Annotated in this window: 13 protein-coding genes and 3 pseudogenes; 10 read left to right on the forward strand and 6 right to left on the reverse strand. The window is 61.2% G+C overall.

The features are described 5' to 3' along the window. The first annotated feature begins 225 nt into the window (after positions 1-225). The 3 genes from WI560_RS12445 (at position 226) to WI560_RS12455 (ending at position 4,672) form a co-directional block, all read left to right on the forward strand. On the forward strand, positions 226-1,929 hold the full coding sequence (locus WI560_RS12445) for a type I secretion system permease/ATPase (protein WP_375308240.1): 1,704 nt from the start codon (positions 226-228) through the stop codon (positions 1,927-1,929). After that, the gene (locus WI560_RS12450) at positions 1,926-3,239 is read left to right on the forward strand and encodes an HlyD family type I secretion periplasmic adaptor subunit (RefSeq protein ID WP_257178622.1); all 1,314 of its coding nucleotides are present in this window, start codon (positions 1,926-1,928) and stop codon (positions 3,237-3,239) included. Before WI560_RS12445 ends, WI560_RS12450 begins: the two co-directional genes overlap by 4 nt. Positions 3,240-4,057: 818 nt before the next feature. Beyond that, the gene (locus WI560_RS12455) at positions 4,058-4,672 is read left to right on the forward strand and encodes a transglutaminase-like cysteine peptidase (protein WP_375308241.1); all 615 of its coding nucleotides are present in this window, start codon (positions 4,058-4,060) and stop codon (positions 4,670-4,672) included. A 46-nt stretch (positions 4,673-4,718) separates the two neighbouring features. On the opposite strand, the gene WI560_RS12460 is transcribed toward WI560_RS12455, so the two are convergent. From WI560_RS12460 to WI560_RS12470, 3 genes are all read right to left on the reverse strand, one after another. Beyond that, positions 4,719-5,720 carry a methionyl-tRNA formyltransferase gene (locus tag WI560_RS12460; RefSeq protein ID WP_375308242.1) on the reverse strand — a complete coding sequence of 334 codons (1,002 nt, stop codon included), beginning with the start codon at positions 5,718-5,720 and terminating at the stop codon, positions 4,719-4,721. Between the two features lies 1 nt (position 5,721). Then, a complete protein-coding gene (locus tag WI560_RS12465) occupies positions 5,722-6,684 on the reverse strand; it encodes a hypothetical protein (protein ID WP_375308243.1) in 963 nt (320 codons plus the stop codon). 98 nt (positions 6,685-6,782) lie between these two features. Beyond that, complete coding sequence (locus tag WI560_RS12470) at positions 6,783-7,661, reverse strand: 2OG-Fe(II) oxygenase (RefSeq protein WP_375308244.1); 879 nt, start codon at positions 7,659-7,661, stop codon at positions 6,783-6,785. Between the two features lie 276 nt (positions 7,662-7,937). Between WI560_RS12470 and WI560_RS12475 the strand changes: the two genes are divergently transcribed. After that, the gene (locus WI560_RS12475) at positions 7,938-8,159 is read left to right on the forward strand and encodes a hypothetical protein (protein WP_375308245.1); all 222 of its coding nucleotides are present in this window, start codon (positions 7,938-7,940) and stop codon (positions 8,157-8,159) included. 40 nt (positions 8,160-8,199) lie between these two features. Here WI560_RS12475 and WI560_RS12480 read toward each other — a convergent pair whose 3' ends face one another. Then, positions 8,200-8,706, reverse strand: a complete 507-nt coding sequence (locus tag WI560_RS12480; protein ID WP_375308246.1) for an H-NS family nucleoid-associated regulatory protein — start codon at positions 8,704-8,706, stop codon at positions 8,200-8,202. Between the two features lie 765 nt (positions 8,707-9,471). On the opposite strand from WI560_RS12480, the gene WI560_RS12485 reads away from it, so the two are divergent. The 3 genes and pseudogenes from WI560_RS12485 (at position 9,472) to WI560_RS12495 (ending at position 11,732) form a co-directional block, all read left to right on the forward strand. After that, positions 9,472-10,158, forward strand: coding sequence for a LuxR C-terminal-related transcriptional regulator (locus tag WI560_RS12485; RefSeq protein WP_375308247.1), 687 nt, complete (start codon positions 9,472-9,474; stop codon positions 10,156-10,158). A gap of 529 nt (positions 10,159-10,687) precedes the next feature. Next, a pseudogene (locus WI560_RS12490) lies at positions 10,688-11,071 on the forward strand (hypothetical protein); the annotation flags it as partial. Between the two features lie 388 nt (positions 11,072-11,459). After that, positions 11,460-11,732 (forward strand): hypothetical protein, encoded by a 273-nt coding sequence (locus WI560_RS12495; RefSeq protein ID WP_375308248.1) that lies wholly within the window; start codon positions 11,460-11,462, stop codon positions 11,730-11,732. 29 nt (positions 11,733-11,761) lie between these two features. Here WI560_RS12495 and WI560_RS12500 read toward each other — a convergent pair whose 3' ends face one another. Continuing rightward, positions 11,762-12,547 (reverse strand): Crp/Fnr family transcriptional regulator, encoded by a 786-nt coding sequence (locus WI560_RS12500; RefSeq protein WP_375308249.1) that lies wholly within the window; start codon positions 12,545-12,547, stop codon positions 11,762-11,764. Positions 12,548-13,147: 600 nt separating this feature from the next. Between WI560_RS12500 and WI560_RS12505 the strand changes: the two genes are divergently transcribed. Beyond that, positions 13,148-13,516 (forward strand): DUF2200 domain-containing protein, encoded by a 369-nt coding sequence (locus WI560_RS12505; protein WP_375308250.1) that lies wholly within the window; start codon positions 13,148-13,150, stop codon positions 13,514-13,516. A gap of 243 nt (positions 13,517-13,759) precedes the next feature. Further along, positions 13,760-15,067, forward strand: a complete 1,308-nt coding sequence (locus WI560_RS12510; RefSeq protein ID WP_375308251.1) for a cation:proton antiporter — start codon at positions 13,760-13,762, stop codon at positions 15,065-15,067. A 251-nt stretch (positions 15,068-15,318) separates the two neighbouring features. Here WI560_RS12510 and WI560_RS12515 read toward each other — a convergent pair. Continuing rightward, positions 15,319-15,411 (reverse strand): annotated as a pseudogene (locus WI560_RS12515) (oxidoreductase); the annotation flags it as partial. On the opposite strand from WI560_RS12515, the pseudogene WI560_RS12520 reads away from it, so the two are divergent. Beyond that, positions 15,398-15,544: pseudogene (locus tag WI560_RS12520) on the forward strand (LysR family transcriptional regulator); the annotation flags it as partial. The pseudogenes WI560_RS12515 and WI560_RS12520 sit on opposite strands and share 14 nt — an antisense overlap. Positions 15,545-15,742: the final 198 nt, after the last annotated feature.

Raw genomic sequence — 15,742 nt, forward strand, 5'->3', positions numbered from 1 at the left:
GATACTGGACGGCGGGGGGTAATTCCCCCGCCTGCGAATCTTTATCGAATCCCAATTATGCGTTTGTCAGGACTATGGTCGGTCGGGCGCCGGCTGGCGAATGAGGCCGAACCGCCGACGTCGCGGCTCGTCGGCTGGGCAAGGCGCTTGGTTGAAGCCCTTCGGCAACGGATATTCGTCGGTCGTTTCCGGCCGACGGAGAACTATGAGGAGCCGCAGTCAGAGATGTCCGCATTCCTGCGGTCTTGCCGCAGGATATTCTGGGCGCTCGCGGCCTTCAGCGGCATGAGCAATCTCCTCATGCTCACCGGCTCGTTCTTCATGCTGCAAGTCTATGATCGCGTGCTGCCCGGGCGCAGCATACCGACTTTGGTCGCCTTGATGGTTCTGGCTACGGTCCTTTACCTGTTTCAGGGTGGGCTCGACTTCGTCAGGAGCAGGATCAGCGCGCGGGTCGGCCGGTATTTTGATGAACGGCTCGGCATTCGCATATTCGATGCGCTTGTTCGCCTGCCTTTGAAGACCAGGGCCGATGGCGACGGCTTGCAGCCGGTGCGGGATCTTGATCAGGTCCGCAGCTTCCTGTCGAGCGGCGGGCCGACGGCGCTCTTCGATCTGCCCTGGATGCCGATCTATCTCGGCGTTTGCTTTCTTTTTCACTTTTGGATCGGCGTCACCGCGTTGACCGGCGCGCTGGTGCTCGTTGGCATCACGATGCTCACGGAGACTCGGACGCGCGGGCCGGCAAGGGCATCCTCGCGTCTCGCAGTTTCGCGAACGGCATTGGCGCTCGAGGGCCGACGAAATGCCGAAGTTCTGCAAGCCATGGGCATGCGGCAGCAGGCGGCGCTGCGGTGGCGGGATGTCAACGCGAAGTATCTCGCAGCCCATGAGCGCGCCAGCGATGTCGCAAACAGCCTCGGAGGCGCCTCCAAGATCTTCCGGGCGATCCTGCAATCGCTGGTTCTTGCCGTTGGCGCAGTCCTTGTCATCAACCAGGAATCGACGGCCGGCATCATCATTGCCGGATCGATCCTCAGCGCGCGGGCCTTGGCGCCCGTCGAACTGGCCATTGCGAACTGGAAAGGGTTCGTCGCCGCGCGGCAGTCGGGACAACGGCTCGATGCTTTGCTGAAGCTTTTGCCTGCCGAGGAAGAACGGCTGGCACTGCCTCCTCCTGTTGAAGCCCTCACCGTCGAGCATCTCTCTATTGGCGCGCCGAACTCGGAGAGGCCCACCGTCCATGAAGTGTCGTTCCAACTGCGGAGCGGGCAGGCTGTCGGAATCATTGGACCGAGCGGATCCGGAAAATCGACGCTCGTCCGAGCGCTGGTGGGGGTATGGCCGTGCATTCGAGGCCGGATACGGCTGGACAACGCCGCGCTGGAGCACTGGTCTTCTGACGCCCTCGGCAAGCACATTGGTTACCTTCCTCAGGATGTCGAATTGTTCGACGGCAGCATTGCGATGAACATCGCGCGGTTTGATCCGCAGGCGACGGCCGCCGCTGTGCTGGAGGCCGCGCATGCCGCGGGTGCGCACGATCTTATCCTTTCGCTTCCGGATGGGTACGGCACGAAAATCGGCGAGGGGGGATTGGCGCTGTCGGCGGGGCAGCGGCAGCGTATCGGGCTCGCACGTGCCTTCTACGGCAAGCCGTTCCTGGTCGTGCTCGATGAGCCCTCGTCAAATCTCGATGCCGAGGGCGAAGAGGCGCTGACCGAGGCGATCCTAAACGTGCGTCGCCGCGGCGGGATAGTCGTCGTTGTCGCCCATCGTCCAAAGGCGCTTGAAGCCGTAGACCATGTCTTGTGCCTCGGGGAGGGCAGGGTTCAGTCCTTCGGAAAGAGAGAGGAGGTCCTCAGGAAGGTCTTGCGGAATCCCGTGCCGCTCAAGGTGGTGGCGGAAGCTCAAGGAGGCAGCCGATGAGCGGCCAGGTGGCGCCGGCGATGCAATCGATCCAGCGTTACATGATCGTCGGTATGATCATGTTGGGTCTGGTCACTTTCGGGATCGGCGGTTGGGCAACGACAAGCCAATTGTCGGGCGCGGTGATCGCTCAGGGCGTCGTCGTGGTGGATTCGAGCGTCAAGAAGGTTCAGCACGCCACTGGCGGAATCGTGGGTGAGTTGCGCGTGCGCCAGGGCGATCGGGTCAAAGCGGGCGACGTTTTGATCCGCCTCGACCAGACGCAGACGCTCGCAAATGCGACGATCGTCACCAATAGCATCGATGAGCTGCTGGCGCGACAGGCGCGCCTCGAGGCCGAACGCGATGGTGCCGAGCAGGTCGTGTTTCCAAAATTGCTGCTCGACCGGGCCAGGGATAGCAACTCCGAGGCGAGCCGTGCGATCACCGCGGAGCGGAAGCTGTTCGACCTTCGCCGTCAGGCGAGGAGCGGCCAAAAAGCGCAACTGCAGGAGAAAGGCGCGCAGCTGGAAAACGAAATCAAGGGCTATACGGGTCAGACCGAGGCCAAGCAGAAGGAAGTCGAATTCATCCGCCAGGAGCTGGAGGGTGTGCGCAGCCTCTGGCAGAAGAATCTGGTGCCGATCACGCGGCTCAATTCCCTCGAGCGCGACTCCGCCCGCATCGAAGGCGAGCGCAGCCAGCTCGCAGGAATGATCGCTCAGTCGAAGGGCAAGATCTCCGAAATCGGACTCCAGATCATTCAGATCGACCAGGACCTCCGAACGGAGGTCGGCAAGGACCTGATCGAAACGCGCTCGAAACTCTCCGAGCTGGGCGAGCGCAAGACAGCGGCGGTCGACCAGTTGAATCGCGTCGATATCAGGGCGCCGCAATCCGGCCGCGTCCATGAGCTCAGCGTCCATACGGTCGGAGGGGTGATATCTCCTGGCGAGCAAATCATGCTGATCGTCCCCGATGCGGACTCGCTTGCGGTCGAGGTCAAGATCGCACCGAAGGATATCGACCAGGTCTATGTGGGGCAGACTGCGACAATGCGCTTCGCAGCCTTCAACCAGAAGACCACGCCCGAAATCGATGGCGAGGTCAGCATGGTCTCGGCAGACATCACGCAGGATCAGCGTGCCGGCACGAGTTACTACACAGGCCGCGTCCTGCTGAAGCCGGAAGCGCTGGCGGAGCTCGGGGCCGCAAAGTTGCTGCCCGGCATGCCAGTCGAGGTCTTCATCAAGACGGCAGGCCGGACCGCGCTTTCATACCTGCTCAAGCCGCTGCAGGATCAGGCCGGGAGGGCGTTTAAGGAGCGCTGAGTTGGTGCAAGATGGCAGCAGCGCTCGACTGCATGGATCCGGGACCGGCGTGTTTTTCCTGCGCGTCGGTGTTGCGACCAGCCGAAGAAGGCACGGCCGGGCGGTCGCAAGCACCGAGGACGGGCGCGCCGGCCCGACGCGCGCACGTCTGAAACCGGACCGGCGATGGCGCTCTGGTTTGAAGGAGCCGTAGCAGAATTGTGGCTATCGGCGCGCTGTAGAAAATCCGGTGGAACGAGCGTAATGAGATCGTCCACCTCCCGGTCAACCGCGGTAAATCGCGGAGCTTTCGACGGAGCGACCGCGCTGGATGTCGTTTCTCTCCCCGCGAGACGATGGGGCGCTCGAATGATCGTCCGCTCAGGACGTCCATTCGCCTGGCATGCAGCCTCATTGTGGCTACGAAGCCCAGTAGCAAAGCTTCAGCTCCGAGAATGACGAGTAGTTCGACCGGCATGTGACTGGTCCCGCCCGAGATCGCCCGTTTGAAGGTTTGACGCCGGTAATTATTCAAATCAACGATTAAATTACATTGGTGCCAAACAATTATTGCGCCGCCGTGCGGAGCGAGCCCTTTGCCGCGCGCCGCTTAAACACCATTCACCCGAATATACAGCCCCGATCGAAACGGTGTCGTTCCCCTTTTCCGCGCGTCGGTTGAAGCGGCGTCACAGCTGCGCGTCGCGCATGAGTGGCGGATTTAATATTTATGGCTATTTAAATATAATGGAATATAATGTATTAAATATCGATTATGTGGGTCGGGCGTTTGCGCCGGCTGAACCGACACGGTTTGACGCACGGAGGGGGATCGGCAGATGCATCGAACCTCGGGCCCGGTCATCGCAGCGGCCATAGCAATCGTCATCGGAGGCGTTCAGTGGGCGCGAGCGGCTTTGCTGGTTATGCCGAGAGTCCCCCAGGCGGATTCTTCGCACATCGAGCTGGGGCGCCCGGCTCTGCCGCCCCTCACTTACACGGTGTTTTGCCTGCGCTATCAGGCCGAATGTCGCCCGCGACGCTCCTTTCGAGGCGGCCCGATCCGGTTGACCGAGAAGCGATGGGCAGACCTGCGGGAGATCAATCGTACCGTCAATCTGGCGATAGAACCGGTCCGCAACGAGCTTGGTCTTTCGGGCGAGGTATGGACTATCCACCCCGCGCGTGGCGATTGCAACGATTACGCGGTGAGCAAGCGCCACGACTTGCTTCGGCGCGGCTGGCCCTCGCGCGTCCTCCTATTAGGCGAAGTCGTCGTCAGTTCCGGTGAACATCATCTGGTGCTTCTCGTGCGTACCAGAAGCGGCGATCTGGTCCTCGACAATCTGACGTCACAGATCAAGCCGTGGTCGCGGACGTCCTATCGCTGGGTTCGCGTGCAGAGCCCGGGCCGTGACGGGCTGTGGGCCACGGTTGGACGGGAAGGGGTATGAGACAGGAGCTTATGCTCTGAGCCTTCCCTGGCCTGAACGGTTGTGCTTACTCGGGAGCGCATTTGAGCTGCTCCAGCGAGGCGAGCCTATCTTCAAGCGCGACGATCCGGTGGAGAAGGTCGAGACGCGACAGCCCGAGGGTCGCTCGCGTCGATCCGATGACGGAAGCGGCAGCACACGGCCGCTCGGAATTGGGAGGAAGGACGCTGAACAGGCGCAGCACGCCGTCGCCAGTCAACACATCCACCCAGCCATCGGTAGGCGACCGCCCGACGATCCGGCCTGGTACGCGGCCGATATAGCAGGGCGCGTCAACCCGAGGTGAAGCGTTGGCAATGATGAACCGATGGCCGCCAAGATGGGTGAAGGCACCAGGAAATGGCGGCGTTAAGCCGCGGATCAGCCGGTCGATGGTATCGGTAGGTTGCCGCCAGTCTATCTCTCCATCTTCCGGAACACGGGCGCAGCCATAGGAGGCATGGTCGGCATTTTGAGACGTGCCCTGGTAACCGGTGATCGCTCGTACCACGACCCCGCCGAGTTCACGTTCCTGAATCGCGTTGAGGCGCTCGTAGAGCGCGGTGACCGTGTCATCCTTGCCGATCGGGATAGCCTGCTGAAACAGCAGATTGCCGCCGTCGAGCTCCGGGATGACGAGATGAATGCTGATGCCGGCAGTCGTCTCGCCATTGATGATCGCCCAGTTGACGTTGGCGCGACCGCGATAGTGCGGCAAAAGTGAATAGTGGACGTTGACGAAGCGGCACAATGCGAGAATGTGCGGCGGGATGATCCTATCGAACGAAGAAATCACAACGGCCGCCGGGCGCGCGTCCGCGATCACTTTCCGAAGTTGTGCCAGTTCCTGCAGCTCCGCGATCGGGATGTCGCGATTGTTCGCAAATGACCTTAGCGCGCCCGCCTCGGGCTGGTCCGGTTTCCGGAAGATCTGCACTACGCGGCACCGCGCCGCCAATGAGCGAAGCGCCGTGAAGCCGGTCGGTCCGTCCGCGAGGAGTACGACGTCGGGCAGGAGCTGCTCTGTCATGTCACCCCTGCCATGGTACGAGCTGGGCGAATCCATCTCGCGTCAAGGCGCCGCCGCGGCGAACCCATTCGGCCGCGCGCAAGCCGCCCGTTTGCAATCGTACGATCGGCTCGGGACCGATCTCGGACAGAAGAATGCCCATGTGGCCCTGTCCGACAGACTGCATGGGCCAGACCGCGAGACCATTGGCTTGCAGCGCCGCTCGATCGATGTCGCCCCAGAACTGCACCACAATCGCGCCGGCAGGGGCGCATGCAGCCAGATGCGCAGCCTCTCCCTGGCCGACGCGCGGCGAGTCCGCGGGCCGCAACGCGACGACGAAGGCGTCCCACGCGCCGGGATGGACCGCCGCAACGCTGTTGAACGCCTCGACGTTCGCGCCCAGGCGTTGAAGCCCGTTCTGCACCGGGGCAAGGAAGTCATTGTCGCAGAGCAGGCCGATTCTGTTGCCGAGGACCGCCAGACCACAGTCGTGCAACTGTTTCACGGCGAGCGGGCCCAGGAACGAGAAGACATCGACAGCGGGGTGCCGCTCGTTGACGCCGACCACCGGGATCTTGCGCAGTGCGCACGCTTCGATATCGAGGTCCTCATGACGAAATTCCCAAGCCTCGAACATCAAGGCAATCACGGCGTCATCCCGCAGTTGGGCGATCAGCTCGGCTGTAAGAGGACGAAGGTGGCCACTGTTGGTTAAGATGTCGACGCTGTGGAGGACCTCAGGACTTATCGTGCCCAGAATCTCGATGCGATCAGCGACGCCCAGCGGGGCTGCGAGCTCCAAAGTCTCCCGCTTGGCGTCGGACGCGGTCCCATGGCGGCCAGATTTCGTGAACGCGTAGACGTGCTTGGCTCCTGCCATTGCAGCAAGCACCGGGGTCACGGCATACGCGCCGGTCGCGGCTTCGGTCAGCACAGTCATTCCCGACATATCCAGCCCGGTGTCCGCGAGGGCGAGCTTCATCAGCGTTCGCAGTCGAACGGGCGAGAAGCCCGGCCTGCGAAGAACCCTCGTTTCCGCATCGCCAGCTCGCAATTGCACCGCCGTCGTTCGGTTCCCGGTCATTGATCGATCCTGCTGTTGCCGCTGAAAGAGGCCAGCTTTGGTTCTTTCGACCGGCGCACTCCGGATATCCGATCGCGCGCTGCCTGGAGCACGTTGTAGAGTGGGTCGGGTATGAGCGTACGAAGGTGATCCTGCCAACACATTCGCTCGATCGCTCGATCCTCGCCTGGTCGCGCGGCCCAATACCGGACGCGGCGTTCGCCCGACGCGGCGACGCGGCGCGTCGTCGTGTAGTAATAGGATGCGACTGAAAGGCGCATTCGACCAGGCGGGCAGGTGACCGGATCCGGAAGGCCGTGGAGGGTGGCGCCGTGCGTCTCCCAGAGGATCATGGTGTTGAACCGCGGGAAGATGCGGCATCCAAGCGCGGACATATCCGCAGGCCACAATTCGAGGCTGCCGCCGTAAGCTTCGGGCCAATCCCGATTGAGATAGACGAGCAAATTGACCCGGTGGAACAGCCCGGTCGTCGGGTGAACTTCGAAATCGCGGTGAATCTTCGTGAAGCCCCCTGGAGGCGTTCGATGTACTCCCGCAAATTTGTGTGTCGGATCGCAAAGAAGATCACGAACGCCCGTGACCGCCGAAATGAATTCTCGGAAGCGGGCACTGTCCACCAGGTTCAGCAGATGCTGGGTGGCCGGCCCCAATCGATCCGATATCTCCTGCTTCACCTGGCAATCAGTATTCGTGGTAATCAGACGCGCCTCTTGGAGGGCGGTGCATTCGGCCGCGGCCACGTCCAACAGCCTCTCGGGAAAGGCGTCGTTGACGACGATGTGGGGCCAAGGTTTGGCGGCTACATATTCGTCGCGCAGAGAGTCGATGCGGGCAAGGATGCCGCTCAGCGAGTGAAGTTGGAAATCAACATGCAATTCCGCAGACTCCGACTGTGCCTGGGGACGCTATCCCCGGGCTGTCGACCTCTCCCAGATTAAATGTAATATTAAATCATCAAAAATTAAATGTCAAAAGTAAATACATCGGAGTCTGAGTTCAGGGCGCAGTAGGGGTGTCATCGAAACTGCCGTCGGATCCCGGCGCAAATGTGATCGGCCGAAATTAAATCATCAAAATTATCATATTTAATTTGCCCGCTGGTGAGCCGCGGTTTATCTTGAATGAGGCTGGGATTGGAGTAGGACGAGCTTATGACTCATCTCGATGCAGAAGGCGACGATCGTCGCGAATTCCTGAAGAGCTGCGGCAAGTTTGCCGCCGTGACCCCGCCAGCCGTGACGCTGTTGCTCTCCACCTCGCTGACCTCAGCTGCGATAGCCAGTTCAGGCGGTCGCATTGTGCGGGGCAACAATGGCTTCGGCAATGGCGGCGGTGACGGCAGCCCCAACCGGAAAGAAGATCACGACCGATAAATTTTGCGGTGCAACGGGCAGCCGCCGCAGCGGGCCGGGCTCAACCGGTCCGGCGGCGCCTTTGTGCGGACGGGCGATCGATCAGGAGATCATGCAGCTTCTTGCCGGCTCGAAGCTGAGCCTTCAGCCATCGGGGCTGCTTACCGCGACCCGACCAAGTTTCCGAGGGATTCTTCGGGTTCTGGTATTTCGGCAGCACTGGGGGGTAGGGGCGGCGAGAACGTTCCTCGTTCTGGGCCGCAGCGGCCGTCCCCTCAATCCTGCGAAGCCGTTCTTCGAGTTTGGCTTTCTCCGCGGTCATTCTGCGGCCAAGGACAGTCGTGACCTCATCGTAAAGTCGCCACAGCTCGGCTGTGGTCATGGACGCCCAGTCGTCTTTCTCCATAGAAGCCGTCCCCAATACCCCCGAACCGAAACTGAGGGGAATTATCAGGTCCAGCGGGGGTCCGGCAAGCGCGATCCACTTGCGCGCGCCTGGGCCGATTTCAACCTGGCGGTCGGAGTTACCGGCCGGGCTCGTGCCTTCGAATGCGCAATCGCCTTCCAAGCGCCCGCCCCTGGGGGCGCCGCCTCGGCGCGAGCAACCGCTGCTCGGCCATCGACACGCGACTACGTAGGTTCTGCAATTCAGTGAATTGAATGATCAGGGCTTGATGAGTTTGACGCAAAACAGCCGAAGAATACATGTGAACACCTACTCATTGCCGACGACGCCCCTGCGACCCGTCCATTGAAGGTGCTGAATTGAGGAAATGCACTCCAACGTGGGGTGAGCAGCTTTAATCAGTGCTGGGACGAGCCGTGAAACGACGCAGCCGCCATTTTCGTAATTACTTGCCCAGCTTTGTCTTGATGAATAGTATTACTTTTCTCCCTTTCTGAAGCGAGGCCGTCGAAGGCGTCGCTTTCGCTAAAACTTCGTCGAATGTTAGATTTGAATCGTGAAGGCACCAATATATCATTCGTAATAACGACGCCAACGAAGTTAATTGGGTGTTGACCATAATGCCAGGCAACCAACCGGCGCACGGACGACATTTCTGAGAGAATTTTCCGGTCCATTCTGCCCTAAGTTGTCGAGGACGCGGTCCTTGGGTTCGGGATTTACGGGCTGAAGTTTTGCGGAAAGCACCGCATTCTTACGGTGCTGCGCGCATTCGCTGCGCAAGTTACGGTGGCGCACCTTAGATGTTGCCGGGCAGGCCAAGACTTGACGGCGCGGCGTTACGGTCGAGCGGACTGGCTATCCTCGCGAACAGCGTGTTGGAGTAAACGGCTGCACGGGGGGTTATCAGCAATAGGCAGGGGCAACATGCGCCGCATCAGAATTGTCATTGCGGATCGACATCCGATCGTCTTGCAAGGCATCAAGAGCGTTCTTGCGATGCAACGTGATTTCACGGTCGTCGCGTCTTGCAGCGATGGTGCGAGCTGCATCGAGGCCATCCGATCTCTTGTGCCGGACATCGCGCTTGTCGACGCTGCACTGCCCGACGTCAGTCCGCAGCAGATCCTCGCTCCCGCAATCGCTGTGAGCCCGGGCCTGCCGATCGTCTTCTTCGCCGTTACCACGGGCGACCGTGACTTACAAAGGCTTGCCCTGGACGGCGCCTGCATCGTCCTTCCGAAAGACGCGGATCCGGAGTTGCTGGTCGCGACCCTGCGGGAGGCTACGCAGGACCAAGCAGCGGTCTCGCCGAGCGCCGAGCAGGCCAGCGAGGAGCCCCGCGCCGGTGATCAGGCCCTGAAGCTACTCACGGGCCGGGAGCGTCAGATCGTGCGGCTCGTGTCGGAGGGTCTATCGAATAAAGCGATTGGGCGTCGGCTGAATCTTGTCGACGGGACGATCAAGGTCCACCTCCATCACATTTTCCAGAAGCTGGATGTGAGCAACCGTACACTGCTCGCGGCATTGGCGATTTCGCGGAGCGAACCGCACGCAGCGTCGGGTGAGCTCAATGCTCGTGCTCTGTTGCAGCAGGATCCGGTCGAGGACTAACGGGGCGCCTTGCGGTTCCGGAGCGTGAGCAAAGCGGCGGGCTTATCGCGGTGCCAGATGCCCAATTGCGGTGCGGCAGGCCCCTTCGGCCTCGGCTAGCGTTCGAAACGGCGAGCCGCCAATCTTGATTGCAGCTTGGTTCTTGTAGAGCGGGCGCCAGCTTGCCAAGTAGCCGGTGCGGCCGTGAAAGCCGGGACCTCCGGGGCTTCCGAAACTGATGACGAACGAGAAGCCGTCGCTGCTCGCGCTCCAGATCTCCATGTCGCCCAGGGACCGATGGAATTGCAGTGGCATCGCAATGATCCAACATGATCAAATATCGCATCTGTGTTGAATCGTATTAAATTGATAATAGCAATATTAAATTGCGAGGGCAACTCGAAATCGCGCGGGAGCGACAGGGTGCGTCGGAAAGTGGAAGCGGCGAGCCCGAAAATTGCCGACGATCGTACGGCAGCGCACGTTCGGCAGCGCCATTCGGGTAAAGAAAATTCCTGGTTGAAAAGTTATTTAATATATAATAGCCTTGATGAAATATTTAAATCGAGGAGTGCGTATCGTGACCCGGAACGGCAACGAAGACGACGACCGGCGGGCGTTTTTGAAAACCTGCGGAAGATTTGCGGCCGTGACACCCCCAGTGATGACCCTTCTTCTATCCACATCTCTGACCTCCAGAGCCATTGCAAGTTCGGGCGGACTGCGTGGAGTGACACAGAACGACCGGGGGCCGTCGGTCTTCGATAATGATCGGCCGTCCGCGGCGGGGTCGGGGAGTTCCAGCGGCGGGTCATCGGGAGGTGGCGGAGCGCCGGGCGGTCCCTCTACTGGATCGTCTCGCGCCGGAGGGACATCTCGCAAGGATGGCGGATCCGGCGGCGGCGGATCCGGTGGAGGCGGCGGATCCGGTGGTGGAGGCAAAGGGCCTTTCGCAACCGGCGGCGGCTCCGGAATTCCAACCGCTGATGGCGGGGTCGATTGCGCCGACGAAGAGAACGAGGAAAGGCGCAAGGCGGACTGCCCCGGAGCTAGTACTCGGATTTCCATCGTAACCGAAACGGGCCGGTAGGAGCGTTGTCAACGGCACGCACCTCCGTGGGCGGCTGGACGGCGAGGCAATGCTGGGCCGTTGGCGCCGGCGCGCCGGCCGCAAGCATACCGACAGCAAAGCGGCCTCTCGATGCACCGCCGCAGCCTTTGCGCGCAACATGTCACATGTTAGTGCAATTTTCCCAGGATTGCATATTTTTCCCGACTCTCGAAAGTGGGCGAGTTCTAAGAGCTCGACCAGGAGGCGCGTCATGAATAGCCCCGTTCAAGCCGGCGATCCCCGGGCTCTGCTTCGACAGCGCCTCGAAGCGCTTGTCACCGAACTCGCGGAGCTTGAGGAGCTCAGAGAATGGGTGAGTCGAGAGGAGAATCGCCAGCGCGAGCTGCGGAAGGTGGGCAGGTTGCGTATTCCAGCCCGGACCGCGAGCGGTCGTCGTAGCTTCGCAGAGGCAAAGCTCCTGCCCGCGCTGCTTGGTCGCAATAAGTCCGGTTGTTGTAACGAGCGCCGCAAGGCGAATGAATGAGGGGCTTGATGCCTACAGGCAAACGGGCTCTATGAGCTTGTGCCGGCTCTTCGGCTGCCAGGCAAGTGGACGGCACCCCGCGTCCGCGTCCCATGAACCGGTCCAATCGCGCCCCGTGAAACTATTCGATCAATTTCGCAGCTCATGACTTTGTAGCACTCGCATGCCAACGCTTCGAGCCGTGGCCGATCAATCTCGAGCTGGCCGCGCCGATTGGATTTCAGTGCTCGCGATGCGCGCATTGTGCTCACGACATGTGTGACTGTGGTGCGGCGGACGCCCAGCAATTCCGACAATGTTTCCTGGGTCAGCGGGAGCAGCTCGCCGCCATTCGCTCGATCGTTAATGTGAAGCAGCCAGCGCGCCAGGCGGGCTTCGACGGAATGCAGTGCATTGCATGCCGCTACGTGCTGGAGTTGCGTCAGCAACGACATCGTGAAGACCTGCACCATGGATGCGATTGCAGGGCTGCGATGCTGCGCTGCCAGAAATTGTGCGCGAGAGATCTGCAGCGCGGTCCCTGGTATGCGAACGACCGCCGTCGCGGGTGAGGCGGACGCGCCTAACGATGCCGTCAAACCCACAGCCCCCTCGTGCCCGATGATCGCCGTGGCGACGGTCTGCCCGTTCGGCAACTCCGTGATAGCGGCGATCGCGCCGCTGAGCGGGAAAAAGAGATGTTCGATCCGATCGCCAGATCGGACGAGCACGGAATCGCGTTGGATCACGACACTACGCAGATGAGGCGCAAGCAAAGCAAAATCTGTTGGCGGCAGCGGTGCTAACAAGAGATTGTCGACTGCGTGTTCCATCATGGGATTGTCTCCCGACGGATGCTCGGCACTAACTCACGCCGGCGTATGGGCTGCTCTGCAGGGCCAGCCTAACGGCAATCCAACCGACCACCACAGATATGGTTCCCTGATCTATGGCTCGCGTGCCAGCTCGAGAATCATACGCTCCGGTGAAGATCCTGTGCCTATCGTGCCATCGCAGCTGCGCTGGTGACTTGCAGCGATCGATCCTACGGGCCCGATCTGGCGCGCAGCATGTTCGCTGGGCGGGCGGCAAGCTCGCGCAACTGCAAATGCTGCTACCTTATGGAGCGAACGGCCACGGCGTCGTCCGCGTTGTGTTGTTGCTTGTCGGCCCGCCACATCGACGGTATTGCAAATCAGGGCACTGACAGGGACCAGCGCGTGCTCAAGTTGGCTCAGTCAATCGACGTCGATAGTTGCTGAAACCATCGACGCTCCAAAGCGAGCAAATTTGTCTGTGGATTCAGGAGCTTTGGTCTTTTACAGACCGGTTAGCGGCATTTGGCCGCCAACGCCTCCGACTTGTCGTTACCAGTCAGCGTCTTACGGTCGCTTTGAACAATCGAGTGGGAGTAGGGGCAAACACTTCGAGGACGGATGGCGCACAAGATCTACACGATGAGTTTTGCGAGCGTCTATCCGCTCTACGTGGCGAAGGCGGAGAAGAAGGGCCGCACGAAGGCGGAGGTCGACGCGATCATCTGCTGGCTGACCGGACACACGCAGAAGACACTGGACAAGGAACTCGCGAAGAAAACCTCCTTTGAAGATTTCTTCGCTCACGCCCCCCGCATGAATGCCTCGCGTTCGCTCATCACGGGCATGATCTGCGGCGTCCGCGTCGAGAACATCGAAGAACCGCTCATGCGGGAAATCCGCTATCTCGACAAGCTGATCGATGAACTCGCCAAGGGCAAGGCGATGAAAACCATCCTGCGTAGCGAAGTGCCTGGCGGGTCGAACTGAGTGGCTGATCAAAGATCGTCCGCACGCTGAAGCCGTCCGTATGGGCGGTTTTGGCCCTGTAAAGCGGCCAGCTGGATGAGAGTCGAGGTCGTCGTGTCGATCCGGAAGACATGACAGTGCTTGGCCAGGCAATGGCTCGACCGTGGTCGTTCACGGCGCGCCGACTTGATCGATAGGTGTCGACAGCCCACAGAATCGTCGTCCGCGTGTGAACCGTTCTCAACCTTGCGGCGTTGAAGCACGGTGCAGGTCTCCTCCTTTGCCCCAGAACCATACATCCTGATCCTGACGGGAGCGGGTCTGCTGATCGCGCTCGTCGCGTGGCTGCCGCTCGCCCTGAAGCGGCTGCCGCTGTCTCTGCCGATCGTCTGCATTGGGATCGGTGCTGCGATCTTTTCGCTGCCGGCGGTCACGCTCCGGCCATTGCCGCTCGATTATCCCGAGATCACCGAGCGTTTTACCGAGTTCGTCGTGATCATCGCGCTGATGGGGGCCGGCCTGAAGCTCGATCGCCCGTTCAGTTGGCGAAAGTGGAGCGTTACCTGGCGGCTGCTGGCGATCACGATGCCGATCGGAATCCTGGCAATCACGGCATTGGGCGGGTGGATGCTGGGCCTGTCCTGGATCGCGGCGCTGCTGTTGGCGGCAAGCCTGGCGCCGACCGATCCGGTGCTGGCGTCGGACGTTCAGGTCGGGCCTCCGAAGACCGGCGAAGAGGATGAGGTTCGCTTCGGCCTCACATCCGAGGCCGGCTTGAACGACGGCTTCGCCTTTCCCTTCGTGCACCTTGCGATCGCCCTCGGCTTGGCGGCGACGACGGGGGAGCCATGGGCGGGGAAGTGGCTGCTGCACAATGTGCTGTGGGAGATTGGCGCCGGCCTGATCGGTGGCTGGCTCATTGGCCGGCTGTTCGGCTGGCTTACGTTCCACGTTCCCGCCGACACGAAGCTGGCGAAGACGGGAGACGGTCTCATCGCGATCGCCGCCACATTCGTTTCTTACGGTGTCACCGAACTGATCCATTGCTACGGCTTCCTCGCCGTCTTCGTCACCGCGCTGACGCTACGGCGATCGCACCGCGATCACGAATTCAACCGGCAAATGCACGACATCACCGAGCAGGTGGAGCGCCTGGCCATGATGGTCCTGCTGCTGTTGTTCGGCGGAGCGCTGGTCAGCGGTTTGCTCCGCCCGCTTCATTTGGTGGACGTGGCGGCCGCGTTGGCGATCCTGCTCATCATCCGGCCGATCGGCGGGCTGATCGCGCTGGCTGGATTCGAGGCTCGCTTCTCGGAGAAGATGACGCTGGCCTTCTTCGGAATCCGAGGTGTGGGCTCGTTCTACTATCTGGCCTATGGGCTCAACCATATGGAGCTGACGGTCGGCGAGCGGCTGTGGGCGATCGTTGGCCTCGTCGCGCTGTTCTCGATTCTGCTTCACGGGCTGACGGTCACGCCTGTCATGCGACTGCTCGACAGGAGCCAGGGGCGCGATCCAGACGCCGACGAGGAAGCTCCGCCGCCAAGCCAGAAGAGACCGGCGTCGGCGTAGGAGGAGGGGAGCTGCATTCGGTTGTGTATCGCGGCATCTGACGCGATAGATTCGATCAGGTGCCGGCTTAAAGGAGAAGCGGGCAGGTCTTGGCGCTGATACCCGTATCCGGGCCGACATTGCTGCTTTGGAAGAAGTCGGGATGCATCGGCGTCACCGCTCGATGCCCATGATCATGCAGGCGGCAAGGGCGGCGAGGAACGACTCGGCCCGGTTGACAGCGGTGAAGCCGGGTTCCCATCGCTCCCTGCTCAGACGCTTGCTGTCGGTCGGACGACGATCTCGCTGACATCGACATCGTCCGGCTGCTCGATCGCGTAGCGGACGGCGCGGGCAATCGCGTCCCGGGGCGAACTCGTACCGATCCTGGAAGACTATTGTCCCTACTTTGCCGGCTTTTATCTCTACTATCCGAGCCGGCGCAATCTTGCGCCCAAGCTGCGCGCGCTGGTCGAGCATCTGCGGCGTTCACGATGATTTGCGTCGCATGGCACAGCTATCTGGCGCTACGCGCAGCCGCTGCAGACCGTGCGAGGGTAGGACATTCAGGCCTATTGAGACCGTAATGTGCCGACGATATCGTCCAGGGACAGTGCCTGCAGAATGCCTGAAGCCCTCGACATGATCGAGGCCGCTGGAACCCGCGCAGGTTGAAAGCGTTACCTGCGGGCCGCA

The organism is Bradyrhizobium sp. A11, assembly GCF_042077125.1.
Taxonomy (GTDB): domain Bacteria; phylum Pseudomonadota; class Alphaproteobacteria; order Rhizobiales; family Xanthobacteraceae; genus Bradyrhizobium; species Bradyrhizobium japonicum_B.

Excerpts from the sequence above, each read along its gene's own strand:
- WI560_RS12445 (WP_375308240.1), top strand. The coding sequence starts at position 226 with ATGTCCGCATTCCTGCGGTCTTGCCGCAGGATATTCTGGGCGCTCGCG.
- WI560_RS12450 (WP_257178622.1), top strand. The coding sequence starts at position 1,926 with ATGAGCGGCCAGGTGGCGCCGGCGATGCAATCGATCCAGCGTTACATG.
- WI560_RS12455 (WP_375308241.1), top strand. The coding sequence starts at position 4,058 with ATGCATCGAACCTCGGGCCCGGTCATCGCAGCGGCCATAGCAATCGTC.
- WI560_RS12460 (WP_375308242.1), bottom strand. The coding sequence starts at position 5,720 with ATGACAGAGCAGCTCCTGCCCGACGTCGTACTCCTCGCGGACGGACCG.
- WI560_RS12465 (WP_375308243.1), bottom strand. The coding sequence starts at position 6,684 with ATGAAGCTCGCCCTCGCGGACACCGGGCTGGATATGTCGGGAATGACT.
- WI560_RS12475 (WP_375308245.1), top strand. The coding sequence starts at position 7,938 with ATGACTCATCTCGATGCAGAAGGCGACGATCGTCGCGAATTCCTGAAG.
- WI560_RS12485 (WP_375308247.1), top strand. The coding sequence starts at position 9,472 with ATGCGCCGCATCAGAATTGTCATTGCGGATCGACATCCGATCGTCTTG.
- WI560_RS12495 (WP_375308248.1), top strand. The coding sequence starts at position 11,460 with ATGAATAGCCCCGTTCAAGCCGGCGATCCCCGGGCTCTGCTTCGACAG.
- WI560_RS12500 (WP_375308249.1), bottom strand. The coding sequence starts at position 12,547 with ATGATGGAACACGCAGTCGACAATCTCTTGTTAGCACCGCTGCCGCCA.
- WI560_RS12505 (WP_375308250.1), top strand. The coding sequence starts at position 13,148 with ATGGCGCACAAGATCTACACGATGAGTTTTGCGAGCGTCTATCCGCTC.